Source organism: Streptomyces sp. R302, assembly GCF_012927245.1.
Classification (GTDB): Bacteria; Actinomycetota; Actinomycetes; order Streptomycetales; family Streptomycetaceae; genus Streptomyces.
Genome location: NZ_JABBGE010000009.1, coordinates 401177 through 422414 on the forward strand (window position 1 = coordinate 401177; position 21238 = coordinate 422414).

Below are 21238 nucleotides of genomic sequence, written 5' to 3' on the forward strand. Positions count from 1 at the left end.
GGGGAGTCGGCCCGAAGCGGAAGCGGAACGCGGTCTGCCCGATTCCGTTGTCGAGAAGTGGCCAAATGATTGCCGGGCCGACCCCCCACTCCGTGCCTACGCACGGTAAATTTCAGGCCATGCCACGTGGACGCCACCGCCATTCCCCGCCTCTGCACAAGCTGATGCCGCCCTCCGCGGTCGCCGGCGCCGCGGTCGTCTGCGCCGCGGCGGCCTGGATCCCCGGGGAACTCGTGGTCGTCCGGCTGCTCGCCGTCGCGGCGTCGGCCGCCGCCGTCACCGGCGCCGTCCTCATGCGCGGCTGGGACCGCAGCGCCGGCCGCCAGGTCGCCGAGCTGACCCGCGCCCGCACCGCCGACCAGTGGAAGGCCGAGGAGCGCCTCGCCGAACTGGAGGCGGACCTGGAGGAGTCCCGCGCCCTGCGCATCCGCCTCGACGCCAAGCTCCGTGCCAAGCGCGTCGAACTCGCCGGACTGCGCGGCGAGCACGCCGACCTGCTGCGCCGCTACGCGACCGCCGAGACCGAGCGCGCCAGCGCCCTCGAAGGACAGCGCGTCCTGGCCCAGGCCGGCGCCGAGGCCCCCAAGGAGCTGCCCGCCGCCGGGTCGACGCCCACCCCGGAGGCGTACCGCCGCGCCGCCCAGGCCCTGCGCGACCTGCCCCGCAACGCCGCCGCCCAGCAGGCCCGCCGCACCGCCGAGGCGGCCCGCGCCCGCGACCTCGCCGAGCGCGCCGCGCAGGCGGAGGAGCCGCGCGGCCGGCACGCCGCCGAGCACGCCCACCCGCCGGGCCAGGACGCCCCGGCGGCCCTCGCCCCCGCGGCCACCGCGAAGGCGCTGCCCCCGGCGGCCCCGGCGCAGGACCGGACCCCGGCCGTCCCGGCGGCCAGCGCGATCGCCCCGTACGCGGCCCGCCGCCCCGCCCCGCGCACCGAGGGCGGCTTCGACTTCTTCGGCACGCAGGCCGGCACCCAGACCGGTACGCACAAGGCGGCCATCGAGGCCGTCCAGGACACCGACCTCGCCGACGTGGTGGGCGAGGAGGTCCTGGAGGAGGCCCGCGCGGCCGACGCCCTCCCGGCGCAGGGCCCCGCCCTCACCCCGGTCCCGGCCTCGGCCGCCGTCGGCCCCCGCCCGGAGCGCGCCGACGAGCCCGCCCAGGAGCCCGCCGAGGAGGAGCCCGTGGTGTCCCGCTCCTCCGCCGCCGGTCCGATCGGCCAGGTCATCGACCTGACCGCGCACGACGAGACCGAGCAGCTCGACCTCGCCGAACTGCGCGGGGCCGTCAACCAGTGAGCCGTGCCGTCGGCCTCCTCCTCCCGGAGGAGGCCCGGGCCCGCCGGGACGAACCGATCGCCCTGTGCGCCCAGGCCTTCGGCGGCGCCCCCTGGCACGAGCCGCCGCTCGGCGCCGTACGGACCGCGGACCGGCTGCCCGACTCCGCCGCCCGGCGCCCCGACTTCCGCGCGGAGGCCGCCCTCGGGCCTGTCCGACGGATCATGGCGGGGGCCGCGGCCTCGGCCGGGCGCTGCACGACGCCCTCCTGGCCCGGGCCGGCGCCGGGCCCGCGCTCCTGATGACCCTCGACGTGCCGGAGCTGACGGACCGGTACGCCCGCTGGGGCTGGACGGTCGCCGACCGCCGCCGCCCCGACCGGGAGACCAGGGACTACGCGGTGATGCGCCGCCCCTGAGCGGGACTCACTTGTCGATGTCGCCGACGACGAAGAAGAACGACCCCAGGATCGCGACCATGTCCGAGACCAGCGTCCCCGGCAGCAGCTCCACCAGCGCCTGGATGTTGTTGTACGAGGCCGAGCGCAGCTTCAGCCGGTACGGGGTCTTCTCGCCCTTCGACACCAGGTAGTAGCCGTTCAGCCCCAGCGGGTTCTCGGTCCAGGCGTACGTGTGCCCCTCCGGCGCCTTCAGGACCTTCGGCAGCCGCTGGTTGACCGGCCCCTGCGGCAGCGCGTCGAGCCGGTCCAGGCAGGCGTCCGCCAGCTCCAGGGAGTTGTGCGTCTGGTCGAGGAGGCACTCGAAGCGGGCCAGGCAGTCGCCCTCCTGGCGGACCACGACCCGCAGGGTGTCCTGGAGCTCCCCGTAGGCCAGGTACGGCTCGTCGCGCCGCAGGTCGAAGTCGACGCCGGAGGCGCGGGCGATCGGCCCGGACACCCCGAAGCCGTGCACGGTCTCCGGGGCCAGGACGCCGACCCCGCGCGTGCGGGCGCGGAAGATCTCGTTCCCGAGGACCAGACGGTCGTAGACGTCCATCCGCGACCGCACGTCCGCGACCGCCTGCCTGGCCCGGCCGAGCCAGCCCGCCGGCAGGTCCTCCTTGAGGCCGCCGACCCGGTTGAACATGTAGTGCATCCGGCCGCCGGAGACCTCCTCCATCACCGTCTGGAGCTCCTCGCGCTCCCGGAAGGCGTGGAAGACGGGCGTGATCCCGCCCAGCTCCAGCGGGTAGGACCCCAGGAACATCAGATGGTTCAGGGCCCGGTTCAGTTCCGCGAGCAGCGTCCGCAGCCAGACCGCCCGCTCCGGCACCTCCATGCCGAGCATCCGCTCGACGCCCATCACCACGCCGAGCTCGTTGGAGAAGGCGGAGAGCCAGTCGTGACGGTTGGCCAGCATGACGATCTGGCGGTAGTCGCGCGCCTCGAAGAGCTTCTCGGCACCCCGGTGCATGTAGCCGACGACGGGCTCGGCATGCCGGATCACCTCGCCGTCGAGCACCAGCCGCAGCCGCAGCACGCCGTGCGTGGAGGGGTGCTGCGGGCCGATGTTCAGCACCATGTCGGTGCTCTCCGCCGCGCCGCCGATGCCGACCGTGGTCTCCGTCATGCCGGACAGTATCCCCCGCCGCGCGCCCCGCCGACGGGCGAGCCCCCAGCCTGTGGACAACCCGGCGGCTCCGCGCGGGAGGTCGGGCTCCTCACACCCGCTGGCTCAGCCACAGGAAGTCGCCCAGGCCGCCGCGCGCGGTCAGTTCGGCCGCCTCGCCGGCGCCGGACAGGGCCCGCACGTACGCCGCCGGGTCCGTCGAGGCGAGCGCGAGGGGCGGGCGGGCGCCGGAGACCCCGAGGCCGTGCAGCGCCTCGCGCTGGGTCGTCAGCTCCGCCGGCACGCGCGCGTGGACCGCCGCCGCGCAGGCGTCCAGGGCCACGTGGGAGGTCAGGTCGCCGGTGCCGTCCGGGACCGGCGCGACCTCCCGGCCCGCCCGGAAGCCGGTCAGCGTGCCGAAGGGCGGCCGGGAGTCCCGTACGTGCCCGTAGTCCACGGCCACCGCCAGGCCCGCCGCCAGCGAGCCGACCGCCGCCGCCCACGCCTCGTCCCGGGGCCGGCCGATCTCGGCCCGCGCGCCCGGCTCGGCCAGCGGCCACCAGCGGGCCAGCCACTCCGCGTCCGGACCCGTGACCGGGGCGCCGAGCCGCTCCGTACCGTCGGCGCGGACCTCCACGTACCGGACCGTGCCGTCCTCGCCGACCTCGGCGACGTCCACCGGCACGTTGTCCAGCCACTCGTTCGCGAAGAGCAGGCCGCGCACGCCCTCGGGGAGCCGGTCGGTCCACTCCACGCGCGCGTGCAGCCCGTCCGGCCGCGGGGCCCGCTCCACCGCGTACGCCCGCACCCGCAGCCCCGCCGGGACCGCGGCCAGCACCCCGGCCAGCAGCTCGCCCCGGCCCGCGCCCACGTCCACCAGGCCGACCTCGTCGGTGCCCAGCTCCTCCGCCGTCGCGACCAGCAGCCGGGCCACCGCCGCCGCGAAGAGCGGCGAGGCGTGCACCGAGGTGCGGAAGTGGCCCGCGGGGCCCTCGGGGCGCAGGAAGAAGCCCCCGGGGCCGTACAGCGCCTCCTCGGTGGCCTCCCGCCAGCCCCGCCACTCCCGGCCGCCCCGCGTCCGTCCCGTCCCGCCCGTCACCTCGTCCGTCCCGTCACCTCGTCCGACCCCTCACCTCGTGCGTCCCCTCATCCGTCACGCGCCCCAGTCTCCACCCCGGGGTGTACGGGTCCCGCCGCAAGGATCGACCGCTCGGTTGATCCCCCGCCCGTGGGCTTTCCCTACTCTGGGTTACGTGCAGCGCCTCTACGACTTCATCCGCAGCCACCCGACGGGCGTCGACGTCTTCTGGGCCGTCGTCCTCCTCGGGTTCTCCGGGCTGTGGATCGGGTCGATGTCCCCGGCCCTCGACCACGCCGCCGGCTACGGGGCGGTCGCCACGCTCTTCTCCCTGGTCGTCGCCCTGCGGCGGCGGGCGCCCGAGAAGATGCTGGTCCTGGCCGTCGCCCTCGGCGTCGTCCAGCTGGTCCTCGACATCCAGACCTTCATGGCGGACTTCGCCATGCTCGTCATCATCTTCACCGTCGCCGCGCACGACGGCCCCCGCTGGGCCTCCCGGCTCGCCCTCGTCGGCGGACTGTGCGCCGCCCCGCTCTCCCAGCTGAGATGGCCGCTGGAGGAGACGGTCTCGGTGCCCGCCCGGGTCTTCTTCACGGTGATCATGGCCGTGCCGTTCGCCCTCGCCTGGGTCCTCGGCGACTCGCTGCGCACCCGCCGCGCCTACTTCGCCCAGCTGGAGGAGAAGGCCGCCCGCCTGGAGCGGGAGCGGGAGGCGCAGGCCAAGGTCGCGGTGGCCGCCGAGCGGGCCCGGATCGCCCGCGAGCTCCACGACGTCGTCGCGCACAACGTGTCGGTGATGGTGGTGCAGGCCGACGGCGCCGCCTACGTCATGGACTCCTCCCCGGAGACCGCCAAGCAGGCCTTGGAGACCATCTCCACCACCGGCCGGCAGGCGCTCGCCGAGATGCGCCGCCTCCTCGGCATCCTGCGCACCGGCGAGCACCAGGAGGCGGGGGAGTACGTGCCGCAGCCGGACGTGGAGCAGATCGAGGAGCTCGTCGAGCAGGTGCGGGGCGCGGGGCTCACCGTCGACCTCGCCGTCGAGGGAACCCCGCGCGAGCTGCCCACCGGCGTCGGACTGACCGCCTACCGGATCGTCCAGGAAGCCCTCACCAACACCCGCAAGCACGGCGGCCCCGACGCCGGCGCCAGCGTCCGGCTCGTCTACTTCGACGACGGCCTCGGCCTGCTCGTCGAGGACGACGGCCGGGGCGCGCCCCAGGAGATGTACGAGGACGGCGGCGCCGACGGGCGCGGTCACGGTCTCATCGGCATGCGGGAGCGGGTCGGCATGGTGGGCGGCACCCTGGACGCGGGTCCGCGCCCGGGCGGCGGTTTCCGGATCAGCGTCCTGCTGCCGCTCAAGCCCGCACACTGAGAGTCCGTGCGTACGGAGAGTCCGTGCGTACGGAGAGTCCGCCCGTACGGAGAGTCCGCACCCCGACAGCCCGTGCTCCGTCCCCACCCACCGAAGGAACCCCATGTCCATCCGCGTGATGCTCGTCGACGACCAGGTGCTGCTGCGCACCGGTTTCCGCATGGTGCTCGCCGCCCAGCCGGACATGGAGGTCGTGGCCGAGGCGGGCGACGGCGCGGAGGCCCTGGAGGTGCTGCGGTCCACCGAGGTCGACGTCGTCCTCATGGACGTCCGGATGCCGCGCCTCGACGGGGTGGAGGCGACCCGCCGGATCTGCGCGGTGCCCGACGCCCCGAAGGTGCTCATCCTGACCACCTTCGACCTCGACGAGTACGCCTTCTCCGGCCTGAAGGCGGGCGCGAGCGGCTTCATGCTGAAGGACGTGCCGCCGGCCGAGCTGCTGGGCGCGATCCGCTCGGTGCACAGCGGCGACGCCGTCGTCGCCCCCTCGACCACCCGCCGCCTCCTGGACCGCTTCTCCCCGATGCTGCCGTCCTCCGGCCGCGAGCCCGAGCACCGCGAGGTGGAGAAGCTGACCGAGCGCGAGCGCGAGGTCATGCTCCTCGTCGCCCAGGGCCTGTCCAACGGCGAGATCGCCGCCCGTCTCGTCCTGTCGGAGGCGACGGTCAAGACCCACGTGGGCCGCATCCTCACCAAGCTGGGCCTGCGCGACCGCGTCCAGGTCGTCGTCCTCGCGTACGAGACGGGCCTGGTCCGCGCGGGCGGCGCCAAGGGCTGAGCCCCCGGCCCGGCCGCTCAGCGCAGCACCGACTCCAGGAAGTCGCTGCCCAGGCGGGCGACGACGGAGAAGTCGAGCTGGTGCAGGACGTAGCGGCCTCGGCGGCGGGTGGTGAGCAGGCCCGCCTTCCGCAGGACGGCCAGGTGGCGGGAGACCTCGGGGGCGGTGATGCCGTACGTCTCCGCCAGCTCGCTCGTCGAGTACGGGCCGCGCGCCAGGCTCCGGCACATCCGCATCCGCACCGGGTGGGCGAGCGCTTCGAGGCGGAGCCCCACGGTGCCGACGGGCTCCAGGCCGCCGAGCTCGCGACTGGCCGCCGGATACATGATCACCGGCTGCCAGCCGGGCGCGTAGAGGGCGATGAGGTGCGGCCGGCCGAAGGCGCTGGGCACCAGCGTCACGGACCCGGCCCTGGCCTCCGTCCGGGCCTCCACCAGCTTGTCGACCACGATCCGGGTGCCCTCGTGGTCCTGCTCCAGGCTCAGCGCCCGGGAGGCGTCCGCGAGGGCGTCGGCCAGGCCCTTGCGGCGCATCAGCTCCGTCTTGTGGCGGGCGTCGGCGGCGAGCTGCACCCGGACCCGCTTCCAGGTGTCGGCGAAGAAGGCCTCGTCGCAGTCCTCCAGGAGCCGCCGGAGCCACGCGCGCGTGGCAGTGGGCGCGCAGATCATCCGCTCCGCGAACGCGGCCTGGCGCGGGCCGCGCGCGGCGGCCAGGTCCAGGGCGCGCCGCCGGGACGCCTCGTCGACCAGCGGGGACGGGATGCCGCCCCGGGCGTGGCGGGGGCTGCACGCGATCTCCAGGGCGGCGCCGACGAAGGTCTCGTCGTCGATGCGGTCGAGGTCGTCGAGCTCCTCGGCCAGGGTCTCGCGGGGCCGGGCGGGCAGCAGGAAGTCCGAGCGGGTCGACCGCCACATGAAGTCGGCTTCCAGGAGGCGGTCCGCGAGGCCGGGTTCGAGCGCGGCGCCGGTCGCCGTCGCCCACGCGTGGTGGGCGGGGTGGTGGCCCGGTTCGGCGAGGACGTGGACGGCGTTGCCGAGCTCGGCCAGCGGCGAGGGGCTGAAGGCGATCCGCTCGGGCGGCACGCCGGTGATGTCGATGGTCACGCTCACGCCCCCATGGTGCGGGATGCCCCCGTGCGGCCGTCGCGCCGATTGACGGCCCTCGTCAATCGGCGCGCGGGACGGTCCCGACCGGGCCCAGAGTGAGCCCATGGACGCGCTGCAACAGCACCTCTTCGACAGCTACCGGGCCGCGCGGCGGGGCGAGCCCGCGCCGCCCGCCCCCGGCACCCACGACCTGGCCGTGCTCCGCGAACTCCGCGACCACCGCCGCTTCGCGCGCGTGCTCGCCGGCCGCCCCGCGACCGGCCCCCTCGGCAGGACCCTCGCCGCCCTCCGGTCCCGCCTCGGCCTCCGCCGCCCGCAGACCGGCCCCACGGACCGCCCCTGACCGGCCCCGACGGCCGACGGCACACGCACGACCCCCACGAGCAAGCCCCACACGGACGAAACGAACGGCCCTCGTACGGCCCCGGGCTTCGTACGGCGTCGGGTCTCCGGACGCCGTATGGCCCCGGGCCTCGGGTCTCGTACGGCCCCGGTCCTCGTACGGCCTCGGGTCTCGGGCCGCCGTACGGGCCCCGGCCCCGGGTCTCGTACGGCCCCGGGCCTCGGGTCTCGTACGGCCCCCGGCCTCGGATCTCGTACGGCCGCCGGTCAGGGCCGCCGTACAGCCCCCCCCCCGGCCCCGGGCAGCCTCGGGCCGCCGTACGGCTCCGGACCTCGGATCTAGTACAGCCCCCGGCTTCGGGTCTCGTACGGCCCGCGGGCCTCGGGCCGCCGTATGGCCCCGGGCCTCGGGCCGCAGTACGGTCCCCGGCCTCGGGTCGCCTCGGGCCGCCGCATGGCCGCCCCCGGCCTCGGATCTCGTACGGCCCCCGGGCCGGGCCTTCAGGCCTCGATGAGCGTCAGGAAGTCGCGTACGGCCTTTCTGACGTCCTCGGGCGTCCACTCCAGGCCCTCCCCGGCCACCGTCACCTCGGTGACGGCGGTCCCCGGCGGGCCGCCGGGGACCGGTGCGAACCAGCGGCGGAAGAGGCAGGTCCCGGTCCGCTCGGTCAGCGCGAGCGCCGCCGCCGTCAGGACGTCGGGCTCGTACGGGAGCCACACCTGGAACTGGTGGGTGTGCGGCACCTCCGGGTGCACCCGGAACCAGCCGGGACCGTCCTTCCCGGCGAGCGCCTCGCGCAGCGCCTCCGCCACCACGCGCGCGTGGGCCACGTACGAGGGCAGCCGGGGCAGCTCGGTGTCCAGGCCGCGCAGCGCCGAGAGCGCGGTCGCGTACTGCTGGAAGACCAGGCCCCCGTACCGGTGGAGCCAGACCCTGGCCTCCGCCACCAGCTCCTCGGGCCCGGCCAGCACGGCCCCGGACATCCCGCCGAGGGACTTGTAGAACGACACGTACACGCTGTCCGCGAGCCCGGCGATCTCCGCGAGCGGACGCCCGAAGTGCGTCGGGCACTCCCACAGCCGGGCGCCGTCGAAGTGGACCACCGCGTCCCGCTCCCTGGCCGCCTCGACGGTCGCGGTCAGCTCCTCCCAGGACGGCAGCACGAAGCCCGCGTCCCGCAGCGGCAGCTCCAGCATCAGCGTCCCGAAGGGCTCCGGGTGGTCCCGTACCTCCTCGGCCGTCGGCAGCCGGGGCGCGTCCGTCGGGTGGACCGTCCGCAGCCCCGACACGGTCCCGAAGGCGTCGTCCTCGTGGACCTCGGGGTGGGCGAGCGGGTGGAGCGCGACGACCGGGCTGCCGGTGCGCCCGGCCCAGCAGCGCAGGGCCACCTGCTGGGCCATGGTGCCGGTGGGGAGGAAGACGGCGGCCTCCATCCCCAGCTCCTCGGCGACCCGCCGCTCCAGGACCTCCACGAGACCGTCGCCGTACGTGTCGGGGAGCGCGTCCGCGAGGTCCGCCGCGTCCGTCCAGTCGGCGAGCTCGCGCAGCCGCGCGCCGACCGTGCCGTCCACGGACGGGCGCCACAGCGTGCGCGCGGCCCCGCCCCACACCTGGGTCCGGTACCGCCGCGCCGCCCCCTCGTCAAGGTCCTTCCCGGTCACCTCGTCCGACACCCCGCCGGTCACGTCTCCGGTCACCTCTCCCGTCACCGCTTCGGGCGTCTCCGGTGGCAGCTGATCCCTGTTCATGGAGCGATCATCACACCGCCCCCCGCACCCCCGCCCGCGGGTTTCGGGCAGCCGGGAGGAGGCGCGAAACGCTGGCGTAGCATGACGAGAAATCGTCCGGTACCCGCCGAGGACTGGAACGGAAGGCCCGTAACCACCGTGAACGCACCCGCAGCGCCAGAGCCCAGGGCCGAGGACCGGCCCGCCCGGCTGACCGTCGGGGTCGTCGGCGCAGGCCGCGTCGGCCCCGCGCTCGCCGCCTCCCTCCGGCTCGCCGGACACCGCCCCGTCGCCGTCTCCGCGGTCTCCGACGCCTCCCGGCGCCGGGCCGCCGCGCTGCTGCCGGACGTGCCGGTGGTGGAGCCCGCGCGGGTGCTCGCGCTCGCCGACCTCGTCCTGCTGACCGTCCCGGACGACGCCCTGCCGGGCCTCGTCGAGGGACTCGCCGGGACCGGCGCCGTCCGGCCCGGCCAGCTGATCGTGCACACCTCGGGGCGGTACGGCGCCCGGGTCCTGGACCCGGCCCGGCGCGCGGGCGCGCTCCCGCTGGCCCTGCACCCGGCGATGACCTTCACCGGCACCGCCGTGGACGTGCAGCGGCTCGCCGGCTGCTCCTTCGGGGTGACCGCGCCGGAGGAGCTGCGGCTCGCCGCCGAGGCGCTGGTCATCGAGATGGGCGGGGAGCCCGAGTGGATCGCCGAGGAGGCCCGGCCGCTCTACCACGCGGCCCTCGCCCTCGGCGCGAACCACCTGGTCACCCTGGTGGCCCAGTCGATGGAACTGCTCCGCACGGCCGGCGTCGCCGCCCCCGACCGGATGCTCGGCCCCCTCCTGGGCGCCGCCCTCGACAACGCGCTGCGGTCCGGCGACGCGGCCCTGACCGGCCCCGTCGCGCGCGGCGACGCCGGCACGGTCGCCGCCCACGTCGCCGAGCTCCGCAAGCACGCCCCCGGCACCGTCGCCGGCTACCTGGCGATGGCCCGGACGACCGCCGACCGGGCGCTGGCGCACGGCCTGCTCAAGCCGGAGCTGGCCCAGGATCTGTTGGGCGTCCTCGCCGCCGACCCCGCCGCAGACACGACCGGCCCCGCAGACACGACCGGCCCCGACGACGGGCCGCGAGGAGACGACCGATGACCCTGACCGACCGGAAGAACCCCGGGCGGCACGCGCCGGCGGAGCTGGTCTCCACGGTCGCGGAACTGGCACGCGCGCGTGCGAGCTTCGGCGGCCCGCCGGGGCACAACGCCGTCGTCATGACCATGGGCGCCCTCCACGAGGGGCACGCCACCCTGATCCGGGCCGCCCGCGAGCGGGTCGGCGCGGACGGCTTCGTCGTCGTCACCGTCTTCGTCAACCCGCTCCAGTTCGGCGCGGGCGAGGACCTCGACCGCTACCCGCGCACCCTCGACGCCGACCTGGAGCTGGCCTTCGCCGCCGGCGCCAGTGCCGTCTTCGCGCCCTCCGTCGACGAGGTCTACCCCGGCGGGCAGCCGCAGGTCCGGATCACCGCGGGCCCCATGGGCGACCGCCTGGAGGGCGCCTCCCGCCCCGGGCACTTCGACGGCGTCCTCACCGTCGTCGCCAAGCTCCTCCACCTCACCGGGCCCGACCTGGCCTTCTTCGGCCAGAAGGACGCCCAGCAGCTGGCCGTCATCCGGCGCATGGCGCGGGACCTGAACTTCCCCGTCGAGATCGTCGGCGTCCCCACGGTCCGCGAGGACGACGGCCTCGCCCTGTCGAGCCGCAACCGCTACCTGTCGGCCGCCGAGCGGCACACCGCCCTCGCGCTGTCCCGGGCCCTGTTCGCCGCCCGCGACCGGCTCGCCGCGCAGGAGGCGCTGCACGCGCGCGCCGTCGCCCTGCCCGGCGCCCAGGGGCGGGCCGGGAACCGCGCCGAGGCGCTGTCCCGGCTCGGCGAGGCCCGGGCCGCCGCCGACGCGCACGCGGTCGCGCAGGCCGCCGAGGGCGGCGGCGCCGAGGCCGTCCGGGCCGCGGCCCGGGGCGTCCTCGACGAGGCCGCGAAGGCCGAGCCGCCGCTCGTCCTCGACTACCTGGCGCTGATCGACCCCGCCGACTTCACCGAGGTCGAGGACGGCCACCGGGGCGAGGCGATCCTGGCGCTCGCCGCGCGCGTGGGCACCACCCGGCTGATCGACAACATCCCGATGACCTTCGGAGCCACCCAGGGAGCCGCCTCGTGACCGGAATACGACTGCACGCCCCCGCGCCCGGCTGGGCCATCGACGCCGACGTCGTCGTGGTGGGCTCGGGCGTCGCCGGACTGACGGCCGCCCTGCGCTGCACCGCCGCCGGGCTCCGTACGGTCGTCGTCACCAAGGCCAACCTGGACGACGGCTCCACCCGCTGGGCCCAGGGCGGCATCGCCGCCGCGCTCGGCGAGGGCGACACCCCGGGGCAGCACCTGGACGACACCCTCGTCGCCGGCGCCGGGCTCTGCGACGAGCCGGCCGTCCGCCTCCTCGTCACCGAGGGCCCCGACGCCGTCCGCCGCCTCATGGCCACCGGCGCCGACTTCGACCGTACCGACGACGGCGAGATCGCCCTCACCCGCGAGGGCGGCCACCACCGCCGCCGGATCGCCCACGCGGGCGGCGACGCCACCGGCGCCGAGATCTCCCGGGCCCTGGTCGAGGCGATCCGCGAGCGGGGGGTGCGCACCATCGAGCACGCGCTCGTCCTCGACCTCCTCAAGGACGACGAGGGGCGCACGGCCGGCGTCACCCTGCACGTCATGGGCGAGGGCCAGCACGACGGCGTCGGCGCCGTCCGCGCCCCCGCCGTGGTCCTCGCCACCGGCGGCATGGGCCAGGTCTTCTCCGCCACCACCAACCCGTCCGTCTCCACCGGCGACGGCGTCGCCCTCGCGCTGCGCGCCGGCGCCGAGGTCTCCGACCTGGAGTTCGTCCAGTTCCACCCGACCGTGCTGTTCCTCGGCGCCGGCGCCGAGGGCCAGCAGCCGCTCGTCTCCGAGGCGGTACGCGGCGAGGGCGCCCACCTGGTCGACGCGGACGGCGTCCGCTTCATGCTCGGGCAGCACGAGCTGGCCGAGCTCGCGCCCCGGGACATCGTCGCCAAGGCGATCACCCGCCGCATGGCGGAGCAGGGCGCCGAGCACATGTACCTCGACGCCCGGCACTTCGGCGCCGAGATGTGGGAGCACCGCTTCCCCACGATCCTGGCCGCCTGCCGGGCGCACGGCATCGACCCGGTCACCGACCCGATCCCGGTCGCCCCGGCCGCGCACTACGCCTCCGGCGGCATCCGCACCGACCTCGGCGGCCGCACCACCGTCCCCGGCCTGTACGCCTGCGGCGAGGTCGCCTGCACCGGCGTGCACGGCGCCAACCGGCTGGCCTCGAACTCGCTCCTGGAGGGCCTGGTCTTCGCGGAGCGGATCGCCGCCGACATCGCCGAGCACGGCCCGCACCGCGAGGGCGTGGCGAAGAACGAGGACGGCGAGGTGCTGACCCTCGTCGCGCCCGAGGCCCGCCGCGAGATCCAGCGGATCATGACCAGGGACGCGGGCGTGCTGCGGTCGGCCGCCTCCCTGACGGCCGCCTGCGACGCCCTGGAGGCGCTGCGGCAGGACACCGAGGAGGAGCGCAAGGCCGCCGAGCCGGGCGTCGACTCCTGGGAGACCACCAACCTCCTGTGCGTCGCCCGGGTCCTGGCCGCGGCCGCCCTGGCCCGCGAGGAGACGCGCGGCTGCCACTGGCGGGAGGACCGCCCGGACCGGGACGACGAGAAGTGGCGCCGCCACCTGGTCGTCCGGATCGCCGCCGACCGCCGCCCGGTGGTCCGCGTCACCGAAGGCGCGGACTTCCCGCCCGTGACCCCCGAAGCCCCGTGATTTTCCCCCGAAGCCCCGTCACCCCCAGGGAGCAGCAGCCGTGAGCACGCCCGAGGAATCCCGTCCCGAGCCCGTGGACGTCCCTCTCATCCAGATCAGCTCGCACGAGGAGTCCGGCGGCTGCGGCGACGGCTGCGGCTGCGGCGACGCGGAGGAGTACGAGTGCGGGCTCGACCCCGCGCTCGCCCAGCTGCTCGCCGACGCCGGCCTCGACCCCGTACAGGTCGAGGACATCGCCCACCTGGCGATCGCCGAGGACCTCGACGGCGGCGTCGACGTGACGACCGTGGCGACCGTCCCCGAGGACGCCGTCGCGACCGCCGACTTCGTGGCCCGGGAGGCCGGCGTGGTCGCCGGCCTGCGGGTGGCGGAGGCGGTCCTGTCGATCGTCTGCACCGAGGAGTTCGAGGTCGAGCGGCACCGTGAGGACGGCGAGCGCGTCGAGCCCGGCGACCTGCTGCTCAGCGTCACCGCCCGCACCCGCGACCTGCTCACCGGCGAGCGCAGCGCGCTGAACATCCTGTGCCGCCTCTCCGGCATCGCCACCGCCACGCGCGCGTGGGCGGACGTCCTGGAGGGCACGAAGGCCAGGGTCCGCGACACCCGCAAGACGACGCCGGGGCTGCGCGCCCTGGAGAAGTACGCGGTCCGCTGCGGCGGCGGCGTCAACCATCGGATGTCGCTCTCGGACGCGGCGCTGGTGAAGGACAACCACGTGGTGGCCGCCGGCGGTGTCGCCGAGGCCTTCCAGGCCGTGCGCGAGGCCTTCCCCGAGCTGCCGATCGAGGTCGAGGTCGACACCATGCACCAGGTCCGCGAGGTCCTCGACGCGGGCGCCGACCTGATCCTGCTCGACAACTTCACCCCGGACGAGACCGAGGAGGCCGTGGCCCTGGTCGGCGGCCGCGCGGCCCTGGAGTCCTCCGGCCGGCTGACCCTGGAGAACGCGGCGGCGTACGCGGCGACCGGCGTGGACTACCTGGCGGTCGGCGGCCTCACGCACTCCTCCCCGATCCTCGACATCGGCCTGGACCTGCGCGAGGTGCGCGACTGATGCTCCTCACCATCGACGTCGGCAACACGCACACGGTCCTCGGGCTCTTCGACGGCGAGGAGATCGTCGAGCACTGGCGGATCTCCACGGATCCCAGCAGGACCGCCGACGAGATGGCGGTCCTGCTCCAGGGCCTGATGGGCATGCACCCGCTGCTCGGCGCGGAGCTGAGCGACGGGATCGAGGGGATCGCGATCTGCGCCACGGTCCCCTCGGTCCTGCACGAGCTGCGCGAGGTGACCCGCCGCTACTACGGGGACGTGCCGGCGGTCCTCGTGGAGCCCGGTGTGAAGACGGGCGTGCCGATCCTCACCGACAACCCGAAGGAGGTCGGCGCGGACCGCATCATCAACGCGGTCGCCGCCGTCGAGCTCTACGGCGGCCCGGCGATCGTCGTCGACTTCGGCACGGCGACCACGTACGACGCGGTCACCGCGCGCGGCGAGTACGCGGGCGGCGCGATCGCCCCCGGCATCGAGATCTCGGTCGAGGCGCTGGGCGTGAAGGGCGCGATGCTCCGCAAGATCGAGCTGGTCAGGCCGCGCGGGGTGATCGGGAAGAACACGGTCGAGGCGATGCAGTCCGGCATCGTCTTCGGCTACGCGGGCCAGGTCGACGGCGTCGTGGCCCGCATGAAGCGCGAACTGGTGGGCCCGAAGGGCGACCCCTCCACGGTCACGGTGATCGCCACCGGCGGCCTGGCCCCCATGGTCCTCCGCGACTCCGCCGAGATCGACCGCCACGAACCCTGGCTCACCCTCATAGGCCTCCGCCTCGTCTACGAACGCAACGTCTCCCGCATGTGACCCTCCCGAACACCCCAGACGTACGGACCCCGCCCGCGCGCGGGGCTCCGGCCGTTCGGCCGACCGCGCCTGCGCCGGCTCGGCCCCGGCCGCCTGCGTCCGCCGGGCGTCGGGCGCCGCGACCCGGCGATCCGTCCGCACGCGCGCGTGGGTGTCGGGAACGTGCGGGGTGCGGGGCCGCGTGCCTCGGCCGCCCCCGTCGGCCGTGTGCCGGGCGGTGGGTGTCCGGCGGGCGGCATGTGGGGGAATCTGCAGGTGGGGGCGACGCGCCGGGTGATCGTTGCGCGAAGTTTGTCCGATTAGCGCGTATCGTCGCCCCATGCCCACGCCCTACGGATCCCGCGGCGGCATGGCGTTCAGTGCGGACGAGCTGCGTGTGCTCCGACGCGCCCTCGCCAACGCCCTCCACCCCGCCCCCCTCCCGGACGAGGCCGTTCGCGACGCCCTCCGTCTGGCCGATTCCGTGGACGAGGCGGTGCGCGAGGCGGACCGGCTGCGCGCCTTCCTCCTCGCCGACCTGGTCCGCTACCGCGAGAGCCTCCCCGGCTCGCTCACCGGCTACCTGGAACGCCTGGAGGAGGCCCTGGCCGGCGGGTACGACCCCGGGGTCGACGACCTCGCCGCCCTGCGCGCCCTGCGTGCCAACGCGGCCGCCGCCCGGCTGCTCGACCGCTGCCAGGTCCTCGCCGAGCGCTCCGTGCGGGCCCGCCTCGCGCGCGTCTCCCAGGCCACCGCGAGCGCCCCGGCCGCCTCCCGCGCCCGGCTGCTCGCCCTGCCCGGCGGCCGCGCGGCCCAGGAGCCCCGCCCCAAGCCGCCGACCCCGACCCCCTCCGAGCGCCCGGTCCCCAAGCCCTCCGAGGTCTTCCCGCCACGCCGCCGCCCGGTACCCCCGCCCCCACCCGAGGAACGGGTCGCGGGCTAGCTACCCTGGTCGGCATGGACTACGTCTCCGCGCTCGTGCCGCCGGTCGTGATGGCCGCGTTCTTCATCGCCCTGATCGTCGTGATCGTCAAGACGCAGGGCGGCCCGAACAAGGCCAAGGAGGACGCCGTGGTGGACGCGGCCCTGGCCCGCGCGGAGGCCACCCGCCAGTCGGACGGCCCCGACGCGTAACGCACGCGGCCGCACCCGCAGGACTCCGTAGGGGCGTACGACCAAGGCAACGGTCGGCGCCCCTTTCGTCATGCTATGGCGGGCTACCGCCGCGCTTCGCCCTCCAATAACCGTTATTCCCGTTATCTCCCACTAGGGTGAGCCTGTGCCGCGCCCCTTGGGAGAACTCGAAGACGCCGTCATGACGCGCATCTGGCAATGGAACCGCCCGGTGACCGTCCGGGAAGTCCTGGAAGACCTCCAGCAGGAACGCTCCATCGCGTACACCACCGTCATGACCGTCCTGGACAATCTCCATCAGAAGGGCTGGGTGCGTCGGGAAGTCGAAGGCCGCGCCTATCGATATACGGCGGTCTCCACCCGCGCCGCCTACTCGGCCGCCCTCATGAACGAGGCCTGGGCGCAGAGCGACAACCCCGCGGCCGCCCTCGTCGCCTTCTTCGGGATGATGTCGTCGGAACAGCGCGAGTCCCTGAACGACGCCATCCGGATCGTCCAGCGCGACAGCCCGCTCCCCGCGCCGCCCGAGGAGGGCGGGGGGGAACCGACGCCCTCCTAGGGGTACCGTCCCCCCATGTCGAAAGCCGTCACCGTACGCCGCGCCCGCACCTCCGACGTCGCCGCCGTGCGACGTCTGGTCGACCCCTACGCGCGCCGCGGCATCCTCCTCGACAAGGCGACGGTGACGTTTTACGAGGCCATCCAGGAGTTCTGGGTCGCGGAACGCGACGAGGACGCGGAGGTCGTCGGAGTCGGCGCCCTGCATGTCATGTGGGAAGACCTCGCGGAAGTCCGCACGCTCGCCGTCGATCCGGAGTTCAAGGGCGCCGGCGTCGGTCATCAGCTGCTCACCAAGTTGTTGCAGACCGCGCGCTGGCTCGGTGTGCGCCGGGTTTTCTGTCTCACCTTCGAAGTCGAGTTCTTCTCGAAGCACGGCTTCGTCGAGATCGGCGAGACCCCGGTCGACGGAGATGTCTACGCCGAGCTCCTCCGTTCCTATGACGAGGGCGTCGCCGAGTTCCTCGGTCTCGAACGAGTGAAGCCGAACACCTTGGGCAACAGCCGGATGCTTCTGCACCTGTGACCTATCCCCCCGGCGGAACCCCGCGGGAAGCCTGGTGGAACCCTATGTCCGAATCGCGCATGTTTCCCGCGTTGCCGGGGATCTGAACCTCTCCCAGGGGTTTGTGTTTTTCCGGGAAAAGCGGTTTCCTTTCCGCGTACTGCATTTTCGATGAAAGGAAATCCGGTGGCACAGAAGGTTCAGGTCCTTCTTGTCGACGACCTCGACGGCGTCGAGGCGGACGAGACCGTGACGTTCGCGCTGGACGGCAAGACCTACGAGATCGACCTCACCACCGCCAACGCGGAGAAGCTCCGTGGCCTGCTCGAGCCGTACACCACGAGCGGGCGCCGCACCGGCGGCCGCACCGCGGCGGGCCGCGGCAAGGGCCGTGTGGCCGCGTCCGGCAGCCAGGACACGGCGAAGATCCGCGCCTGGGCCAAGGAGAACGGCATGAAGGTCAACGACCGCGGCCGCGTCCCGGCGGACGTCAAGGCGGCCTACGAGGACGCGAACCGCTGAGGCGTCCCCCGCTGAGCCGTCGGCCCGTCGGCCCGGGCGCTCAGCAGCCGCAGCCGGTGGCACTCCACCGCGGCCGCGGCCACCAGGCGCGTCAGACACGGGGCGTCCGCACGACCCCACGGCCCGGACCGCGGAGCCGGCAGCGAGGACTCCACCTCGCGCCCCGGCTCGGGGGCCCGCAGCCAGACGGCGGCGCCCGGCGCGCCGGATCCGCCCCGCCCCGGCGGCGGGGGAGCGGTCATCCGGCCGTCGGCGCCCAGCGCCACCAGGTCCAGTGAGATCCCGCCCCACTCCAGCCACTCCAGCAGGCCGGGCAGCTCCTCGGCGCTCCCCGCGGCCACGAGCAGCCGCATCCGGCGCCCCATGAGGGCCACGGGACCGGTCGCCGCACCGACCCGGCGCAGCACCCCCCGGCCGGCCGCGGCGGGCAGTTCGAGGACGTCGAAGCGGAGCCCCGTCACCAGCAGCGCCGGCGGGCCCGGCACCGTCGCCCACCCGAGCTCCCGCTCGTACCAGAGCGCGAGCTCCCGGCCGCCGTCGATCGGCGAGCGGGGAGACGGGACGGTGAAGGCCATGCCCGGGGAACTCCCGGGGGGCCGGGGAGGTTACGGCCCCGGGCGCCACCGGTGACGTAACGTTCCGGTCCGGGGACCCGAGGTGTCCGGTAATGGGGCGTACGAGCGCATTCGGCGACGCAACTCTGTTCGCTGGTAGCGGAGGGAACCCGGGTGTGCCGCATGGAGTGTCGGACCCTGCGGGTAAGACATTCCTAGTGGAGAGGGGTGACTCGTACGGCCGGTCCGTCTCGCGTTCGCCATCGGCGTACTCAAGGCGGGGGTAACTACTTGGCCTGCGGGAACATCGTCTCGCACCATCGAGTTGGAGCATTTGTCGGCTGTTCGGCAGCGGGACACCCCAGGGACAAGGGGGTGATCCGGACGGATGTCGGCAGTTGGAATGAGCGGTCCCCGCTTGCGGGACTAAGCTGCGGAAGGACAGGGAGGGGATCGACCCCTAACTGACTGACCGCTCTGAGGAGCGATTAACGATGTTCGAGAGGTTCACCGACCGCGCGCGGCGGGTTGTCGTCCTGGCTCAGGAAGAAGCCCGGATGCTCAACCACAACTACATCGGCACCGAGCACATCCTTCTGGGCCTTATCCACGAGGGTGAGGGTGTCGCCGCTAAGGCCCTGGAGAGCCTCGGGATTTCGCTCGAGGCGGTCCGCCAGCAGGTTGAGGAGATCATCGGGCAGGGGCAGCAGGCCCCGTCCGGGCACATCCCCTTCACCCCGCGTGCCAAGAAGGTCCTGGAGCTCTCGCTCCGTGAGGCCCTCCAGCTCGGCCACAACTACATCGGCACCGAGCACATCCTGCTCGGCCTGATCCGCGAGGGCGAGGGCGTCGCCGCCCAGGTCCTCGTGAAGCTGGGCGCCGATCTCAACCGGGTGCGGCAGCAGGTCATCCAGCTGCTCTCCGGCTACCAGGGCAAGGAAGCCGCCACCGCCGGCGGCCCTGCCGAGGGCACCCCCTCGACGTCCCTGGTCCTCGACCAGTTCGGCCGCAACCTCACGCAGGCCGCTCGCGAGTCCAAGCTCGACCCGGTCATCGGGCGCGAGAAGGAGATCGAGCGGGTCATGCAGGTGCTGTCCCGCCGCACCAAGAACAACCCGGTCCTCATCGGCGAGCCCGGCGTCGGCAAGACCGCCGTCGTCGAAGGCCTGGCGCAGGCCATCGTCAAGGGCGAGGTGCCCGAGACCCTCAAGGACAAGCACCTCTACACCCTCGACCTCGGCGCGCTGGTCGCCGGCTCCCGCTACCGCGGTGACTTCGAGGAGCGCCTGAAGAAGGTCCTCAAGGAGATCCGCACCCGCGGCGACATCATCCTGTTCATCGACGAGCTCCACACCCTCGTGGGTGCGGGCGCCGCCGAGGGCGCGATCGACGCCGCCAGCATCCTCAAGCCGATGCTGGCCCGCGGCGAGCTCCAGACCATCGGTGCCACCACGCTCGACGAGTACCGCAAGTACCTGGAGAAGGACGCCGCGCTCGAGCGCCGCTTCCAGCCCATCCAGGTCGCCGAGCCGTCGCTGCCGCACACCATCGAGATCCTCAAGGGCCTGCGCGACCGGTACGAGGCGCACCACCGCGTCTCCATCACCGACGAGGCCCTCGTCCAGGCCGCGACCCTGGCCGACCGGTACATCTCGGACCGCTTCCTCCCGGACAAGGCGATCGACCTGATCGACGAGGCCGGCTCCCGGATGCGCATCCGCCGGATGACCGCGCCGCCGGACCTCCGCGAGTTCGACGAGAAGATCGCCGGCGTCCGCCGCGACAAGGAGTCCGCGATCGACTCCCAGGACTTCGAGAAGGCGGCTTCTCTCCGCGACAAGGAGAAGCAGCTCCTTGCGGCGAAGGCCAAGCGGGAGAAGGAGTGGAAGGCCGGCGACATGGACGTCGTCGCCGAGGTCGACGGCGAGCTGATCGCCGAGGTCCTCGCGACCGCCACCGGCATCCCGGTCTTCAAGCTGACCGAGGAGGAGTCCTCGCGTCTGCTCCGCATGGAGGACGAGCTCCACAAGCGCGTCATCGGCCAGAAGGACGCCGTCATCGGCCTCTCGCGGGCCATCCGCCGTACCCGTGCCGGCCTGAAGGACCCGAAGCGTCCCGGTGGCTCGTTCATCTTCGCCGGTCCGTCCGGTGTCGGTAAGACCGAGCTTTCGAAGGCCCTCGCCGAATTCCTCTTCGGCGACGAGGACGCGATGATCTCCCTCGACATGTCGGAGTTCAGCGAGAAGCACACGGTTTCGCGTCTCTTCGGCTCGCCGCCCGGATACGTCGGCTACGAAGAGGGCGGCCAGCTCACCGAGAAGGTGCGCCGCAAGCCGTTCTCCGTCGTCCTCTTCGACGAGGTCGAGAAGGCCCACCCCGATATCTTCAATTCCCTGCTCCAGATCCTGGAGGACGGTCGCCTGACCGACTCCCAGGGCCGGGTCGTGGACTTCAAGAACACGGTCATCATCATGACGACCAACCTCGGGACCAGGGACATCTCGAAGGGCTTCAACCTGGGCTTCGCCGCGCAGGGTGACACGAAGTCCAACTACGAGCGGATGAAGGCGAAGGTCAGCGAGGAGCTGAAGCAGCACTTCCGCCCCGAGTTCCTCAACCGTGTGGACGACATCATCGTCTTCCCGCAGCTGACCCAGGACGACATCCTCCAGATCGTCGACCTGATGATCGGCCGCGTCGACGAGCGCCTCAAGGACCGGGACATGGGCATCGAGCTCTCCCAGTCCGCGAAGGAGCTCCTCGCCAAGAAGGGCTACGACCCGGTCATGGGCGCCCGGCCGCTGCGCCGGACGATCCAGCGCGAGGTCGAGGACTCGCTCTCCGAGAAGATCCTCTTCGGCGAGCTGCGCCCCGGCCACATCGTGGTCGTGGACACCGAGGGCGAAGGCGACGAGCAGAAGTTCACCTTCCGCGGCGAGGAGAAGTCGGCCCTCCCCGACGCCCCGCCGGTCACGGCGGGCGACACGGGCCCGAACCTCTCCAAGGACGCGTGACGCACGC

21 protein-coding genes are annotated in these 21238 nt (G+C 73.9%); 16 read left to right on the plus strand and 5 right to left on the minus strand.

Annotation, left to right across the window (positions count from 1 at the left end; all coding sequences use genetic code 11):
* Positions 1 to 119 precede the first annotated feature (119 nt).
* Together HHL19_RS28235 and HHL19_RS28240 are read left to right on the plus strand one after the other, a co-directional pair.
* Complete coding sequence (locus HHL19_RS28235) at positions 120 to 1295, plus strand: hypothetical protein (RefSeq protein WP_169093155.1); 1176 nt, start codon at positions 120 to 122, stop codon at positions 1293 to 1295.
* Complete coding sequence (locus HHL19_RS28240) at positions 1292 to 1576, plus strand: hypothetical protein (RefSeq protein ID WP_169093156.1); 285 nt, start codon at positions 1292 to 1294, stop codon at positions 1574 to 1576. The genes HHL19_RS28235 and HHL19_RS28240 overlap by 4 nt, the downstream gene beginning before the upstream one ends.
* A 123-nt stretch (positions 1577 to 1699) precedes the next feature.
* Here HHL19_RS28240 and HHL19_RS28245 read toward each other — a convergent pair whose 3' ends face one another.
* Together HHL19_RS28245 and HHL19_RS28250 are read right to left on the minus strand one after the other, a co-directional pair.
* The gene (locus HHL19_RS28245) at positions 1700 to 2842 is read right to left on the minus strand and encodes an NADH-quinone oxidoreductase subunit D (RefSeq protein WP_169093157.1); all 1143 of its coding nucleotides are present in this window, start codon (positions 2840 to 2842) and stop codon (positions 1700 to 1702) included.
* Positions 2843 to 2933: 91 nt separating this feature from the next.
* Positions 2934 to 3920 carry an SAM-dependent methyltransferase gene (locus HHL19_RS28250; protein ID WP_169093158.1) on the minus strand — a complete coding sequence of 329 codons (987 nt, stop codon included), beginning with the start codon at positions 3918 to 3920 and terminating at the stop codon, positions 2934 to 2936.
* A gap of 154 nt (positions 3921 to 4074) precedes the next feature.
* On the opposite strand from HHL19_RS28250, the gene HHL19_RS28255 reads away from it, so the two are divergent.
* Complete coding sequence (locus HHL19_RS28255; protein WP_169093159.1) at positions 4075 to 5277, plus strand: sensor histidine kinase; 1203 nt, start codon at positions 4075 to 4077, stop codon at positions 5275 to 5277.
* Between the two features lie 103 nt (positions 5278 to 5380).
* On the plus strand, positions 5381 to 6055 hold the full coding sequence (locus tag HHL19_RS28260) for a response regulator transcription factor (RefSeq protein WP_169093160.1): 675 nt from the start codon (positions 5381 to 5383) through the stop codon (positions 6053 to 6055).
* A 17-nt stretch (positions 6056 to 6072) separates the two neighbouring features.
* On the opposite strand, the gene HHL19_RS28265 is transcribed toward HHL19_RS28260, so the two are convergent.
* Complete coding sequence (locus HHL19_RS28265; protein WP_169093161.1) at positions 6073 to 7164, minus strand: DUF5937 family protein; 1092 nt, start codon at positions 7162 to 7164, stop codon at positions 6073 to 6075.
* A gap of 100 nt (positions 7165 to 7264) precedes the next feature.
* Between HHL19_RS28265 and HHL19_RS28270 the strand changes: the two genes are divergently transcribed.
* The gene (locus HHL19_RS28270; RefSeq protein WP_169093162.1) at positions 7265 to 7504 is read left to right on the plus strand and encodes a hypothetical protein; all 240 of its coding nucleotides are present in this window, start codon (positions 7265 to 7267) and stop codon (positions 7502 to 7504) included.
* Positions 7505 to 8004: 500 nt separating this feature from the next.
* Here the strand turns inward: HHL19_RS28270 and HHL19_RS28275 are convergent, their stop codons facing one another.
* Positions 8005 to 9252, minus strand: a complete 1248-nt coding sequence (locus HHL19_RS28275; RefSeq protein ID WP_169093163.1) for a beta-eliminating lyase-related protein — start codon at positions 9250 to 9252, stop codon at positions 8005 to 8007.
* A gap of 138 nt (positions 9253 to 9390) precedes the next feature.
* Here HHL19_RS28275 and HHL19_RS28280 point away from each other — a divergent pair, with 138 nt between their 5' ends.
* The 10 genes from HHL19_RS28280 (at position 9391) to HHL19_RS28325 (ending at position 17663) form a co-directional block, all read left to right on the plus strand.
* Complete coding sequence (locus HHL19_RS28280) at positions 9391 to 10368, plus strand: DUF2520 domain-containing protein (protein WP_169093164.1); 978 nt, start codon at positions 9391 to 9393, stop codon at positions 10366 to 10368.
* Positions 10365 to 11435 carry a pantoate--beta-alanine ligase gene (gene panC / locus HHL19_RS28285; protein ID WP_169093165.1) on the plus strand — a complete coding sequence of 357 codons (1071 nt, stop codon included), beginning with the start codon at positions 10365 to 10367 and terminating at the stop codon, positions 11433 to 11435. Before HHL19_RS28280 ends, panC begins: the two co-directional genes overlap by 4 nt.
* Entirely contained in the window at positions 11432 to 13105 is a 1674-nt protein-coding gene (locus HHL19_RS28290; RefSeq protein WP_169093166.1) for an L-aspartate oxidase, read from the plus strand. The genes panC and HHL19_RS28290 overlap by 4 nt, the downstream gene beginning before the upstream one ends.
* 40 nt (positions 13106 to 13145) lie before the next feature.
* Positions 13146 to 14159, plus strand: coding sequence for a carboxylating nicotinate-nucleotide diphosphorylase (nadC, locus tag HHL19_RS28295; protein WP_169093167.1), 1014 nt, complete (start codon positions 13146 to 13148; stop codon positions 14157 to 14159).
* On the plus strand, positions 14159 to 14965 hold the full coding sequence (locus HHL19_RS28300) for a type III pantothenate kinase (protein ID WP_169093168.1): 807 nt from the start codon (positions 14159 to 14161) through the stop codon (positions 14963 to 14965). The genes nadC and HHL19_RS28300 overlap by 1 nt, the downstream gene beginning before the upstream one ends.
* A 349-nt stretch (positions 14966 to 15314) precedes the next feature.
* The gene (locus tag HHL19_RS28305; RefSeq protein WP_169093237.1) at positions 15315 to 15887 is read left to right on the plus strand and encodes a hypothetical protein; all 573 of its coding nucleotides are present in this window, start codon (positions 15315 to 15317) and stop codon (positions 15885 to 15887) included.
* 14 nt (positions 15888 to 15901) lie between these two features.
* A complete protein-coding gene (locus HHL19_RS28310; protein WP_169093169.1) occupies positions 15902 to 16078 on the plus strand; it encodes a hypothetical protein in 177 nt (58 codons plus the stop codon).
* Positions 16079 to 16223: 145 nt separating this feature from the next.
* Entirely contained in the window at positions 16224 to 16637 is a 414-nt protein-coding gene (locus tag HHL19_RS28315; protein ID WP_169093170.1) for a BlaI/MecI/CopY family transcriptional regulator, read from the plus strand.
* Between the two features lie 15 nt (positions 16638 to 16652).
* Positions 16653 to 17162 carry an amino-acid N-acetyltransferase gene (locus HHL19_RS28320; RefSeq protein WP_169093171.1) on the plus strand — a complete coding sequence of 170 codons (510 nt, stop codon included), beginning with the start codon at positions 16653 to 16655 and terminating at the stop codon, positions 17160 to 17162.
* Positions 17163 to 17327: 165 nt separating this feature from the next.
* Positions 17328 to 17663: an Lsr2 family protein gene (locus tag HHL19_RS28325; protein ID WP_169093172.1), complete on the plus strand. Its 336-nt coding sequence runs from the start codon at positions 17328 to 17330 to the stop codon at positions 17661 to 17663.
* Here HHL19_RS28325 and HHL19_RS28330 read toward each other — a convergent pair.
* On the minus strand, positions 17642 to 18238 hold the full coding sequence (locus HHL19_RS28330) for an SCO3374 family protein (RefSeq protein WP_169093173.1): 597 nt from the start codon (positions 18236 to 18238) through the stop codon (positions 17642 to 17644). The two genes, HHL19_RS28325 and HHL19_RS28330, sit on opposite strands and share 22 nt — an antisense overlap.
* A 473-nt stretch (positions 18239 to 18711) precedes the next feature.
* Between HHL19_RS28330 and HHL19_RS28335 the strand changes: the two genes are divergently transcribed.
* The gene (locus tag HHL19_RS28335) at positions 18712 to 21231 is read left to right on the plus strand and encodes an ATP-dependent Clp protease ATP-binding subunit (RefSeq protein ID WP_169093174.1); all 2520 of its coding nucleotides are present in this window, start codon (positions 18712 to 18714) and stop codon (positions 21229 to 21231) included.
* Positions 21232 to 21238 lie beyond the last annotated feature (7 nt).

Bases quoted from the DNA above. Each gene is read 5' to 3' on its own strand.
- HHL19_RS28235 (WP_169093155.1), top strand. From the start codon at position 120: ATGCCACGTGGACGCCACCGCCATTCCCCGCCTCTGCACAAGCTGATG.
- HHL19_RS28245 (WP_169093157.1), bottom strand. From the start codon at position 2,842: ATGACGGAGACCACGGTCGGCATCGGCGGCGCGGCGGAGAGCACCGAC.
- HHL19_RS28260 (WP_169093160.1), top strand. From the start codon at position 5,381: ATGTCCATCCGCGTGATGCTCGTCGACGACCAGGTGCTGCTGCGCACC.
- HHL19_RS28270 (WP_169093162.1), top strand. From the start codon at position 7,265: ATGGACGCGCTGCAACAGCACCTCTTCGACAGCTACCGGGCCGCGCGG.
- HHL19_RS28275 (WP_169093163.1), bottom strand. From the start codon at position 9,252: ATGAACAGGGATCAGCTGCCACCGGAGACGCCCGAAGCGGTGACGGGA.
- panC (WP_169093165.1), top strand. From the start codon at position 10,365: ATGACCCTGACCGACCGGAAGAACCCCGGGCGGCACGCGCCGGCGGAG.
- HHL19_RS28300 (WP_169093168.1), top strand. From the start codon at position 14,159: ATGCTCCTCACCATCGACGTCGGCAACACGCACACGGTCCTCGGGCTC.
- HHL19_RS28305 (WP_169093237.1), top strand. From the start codon at position 15,315: ATGGCGTTCAGTGCGGACGAGCTGCGTGTGCTCCGACGCGCCCTCGCC.
- HHL19_RS28310 (WP_169093169.1), top strand. From the start codon at position 15,902: ATGGACTACGTCTCCGCGCTCGTGCCGCCGGTCGTGATGGCCGCGTTC.
- HHL19_RS28320 (WP_169093171.1), top strand. From the start codon at position 16,653: ATGTCGAAAGCCGTCACCGTACGCCGCGCCCGCACCTCCGACGTCGCC.
- HHL19_RS28330 (WP_169093173.1), bottom strand. From the start codon at position 18,238: ATGGCCTTCACCGTCCCGTCTCCCCGCTCGCCGATCGACGGCGGCCGG.
- HHL19_RS28335 (WP_169093174.1), top strand. From the start codon at position 18,712: ATGTTCGAGAGGTTCACCGACCGCGCGCGGCGGGTTGTCGTCCTGGCT.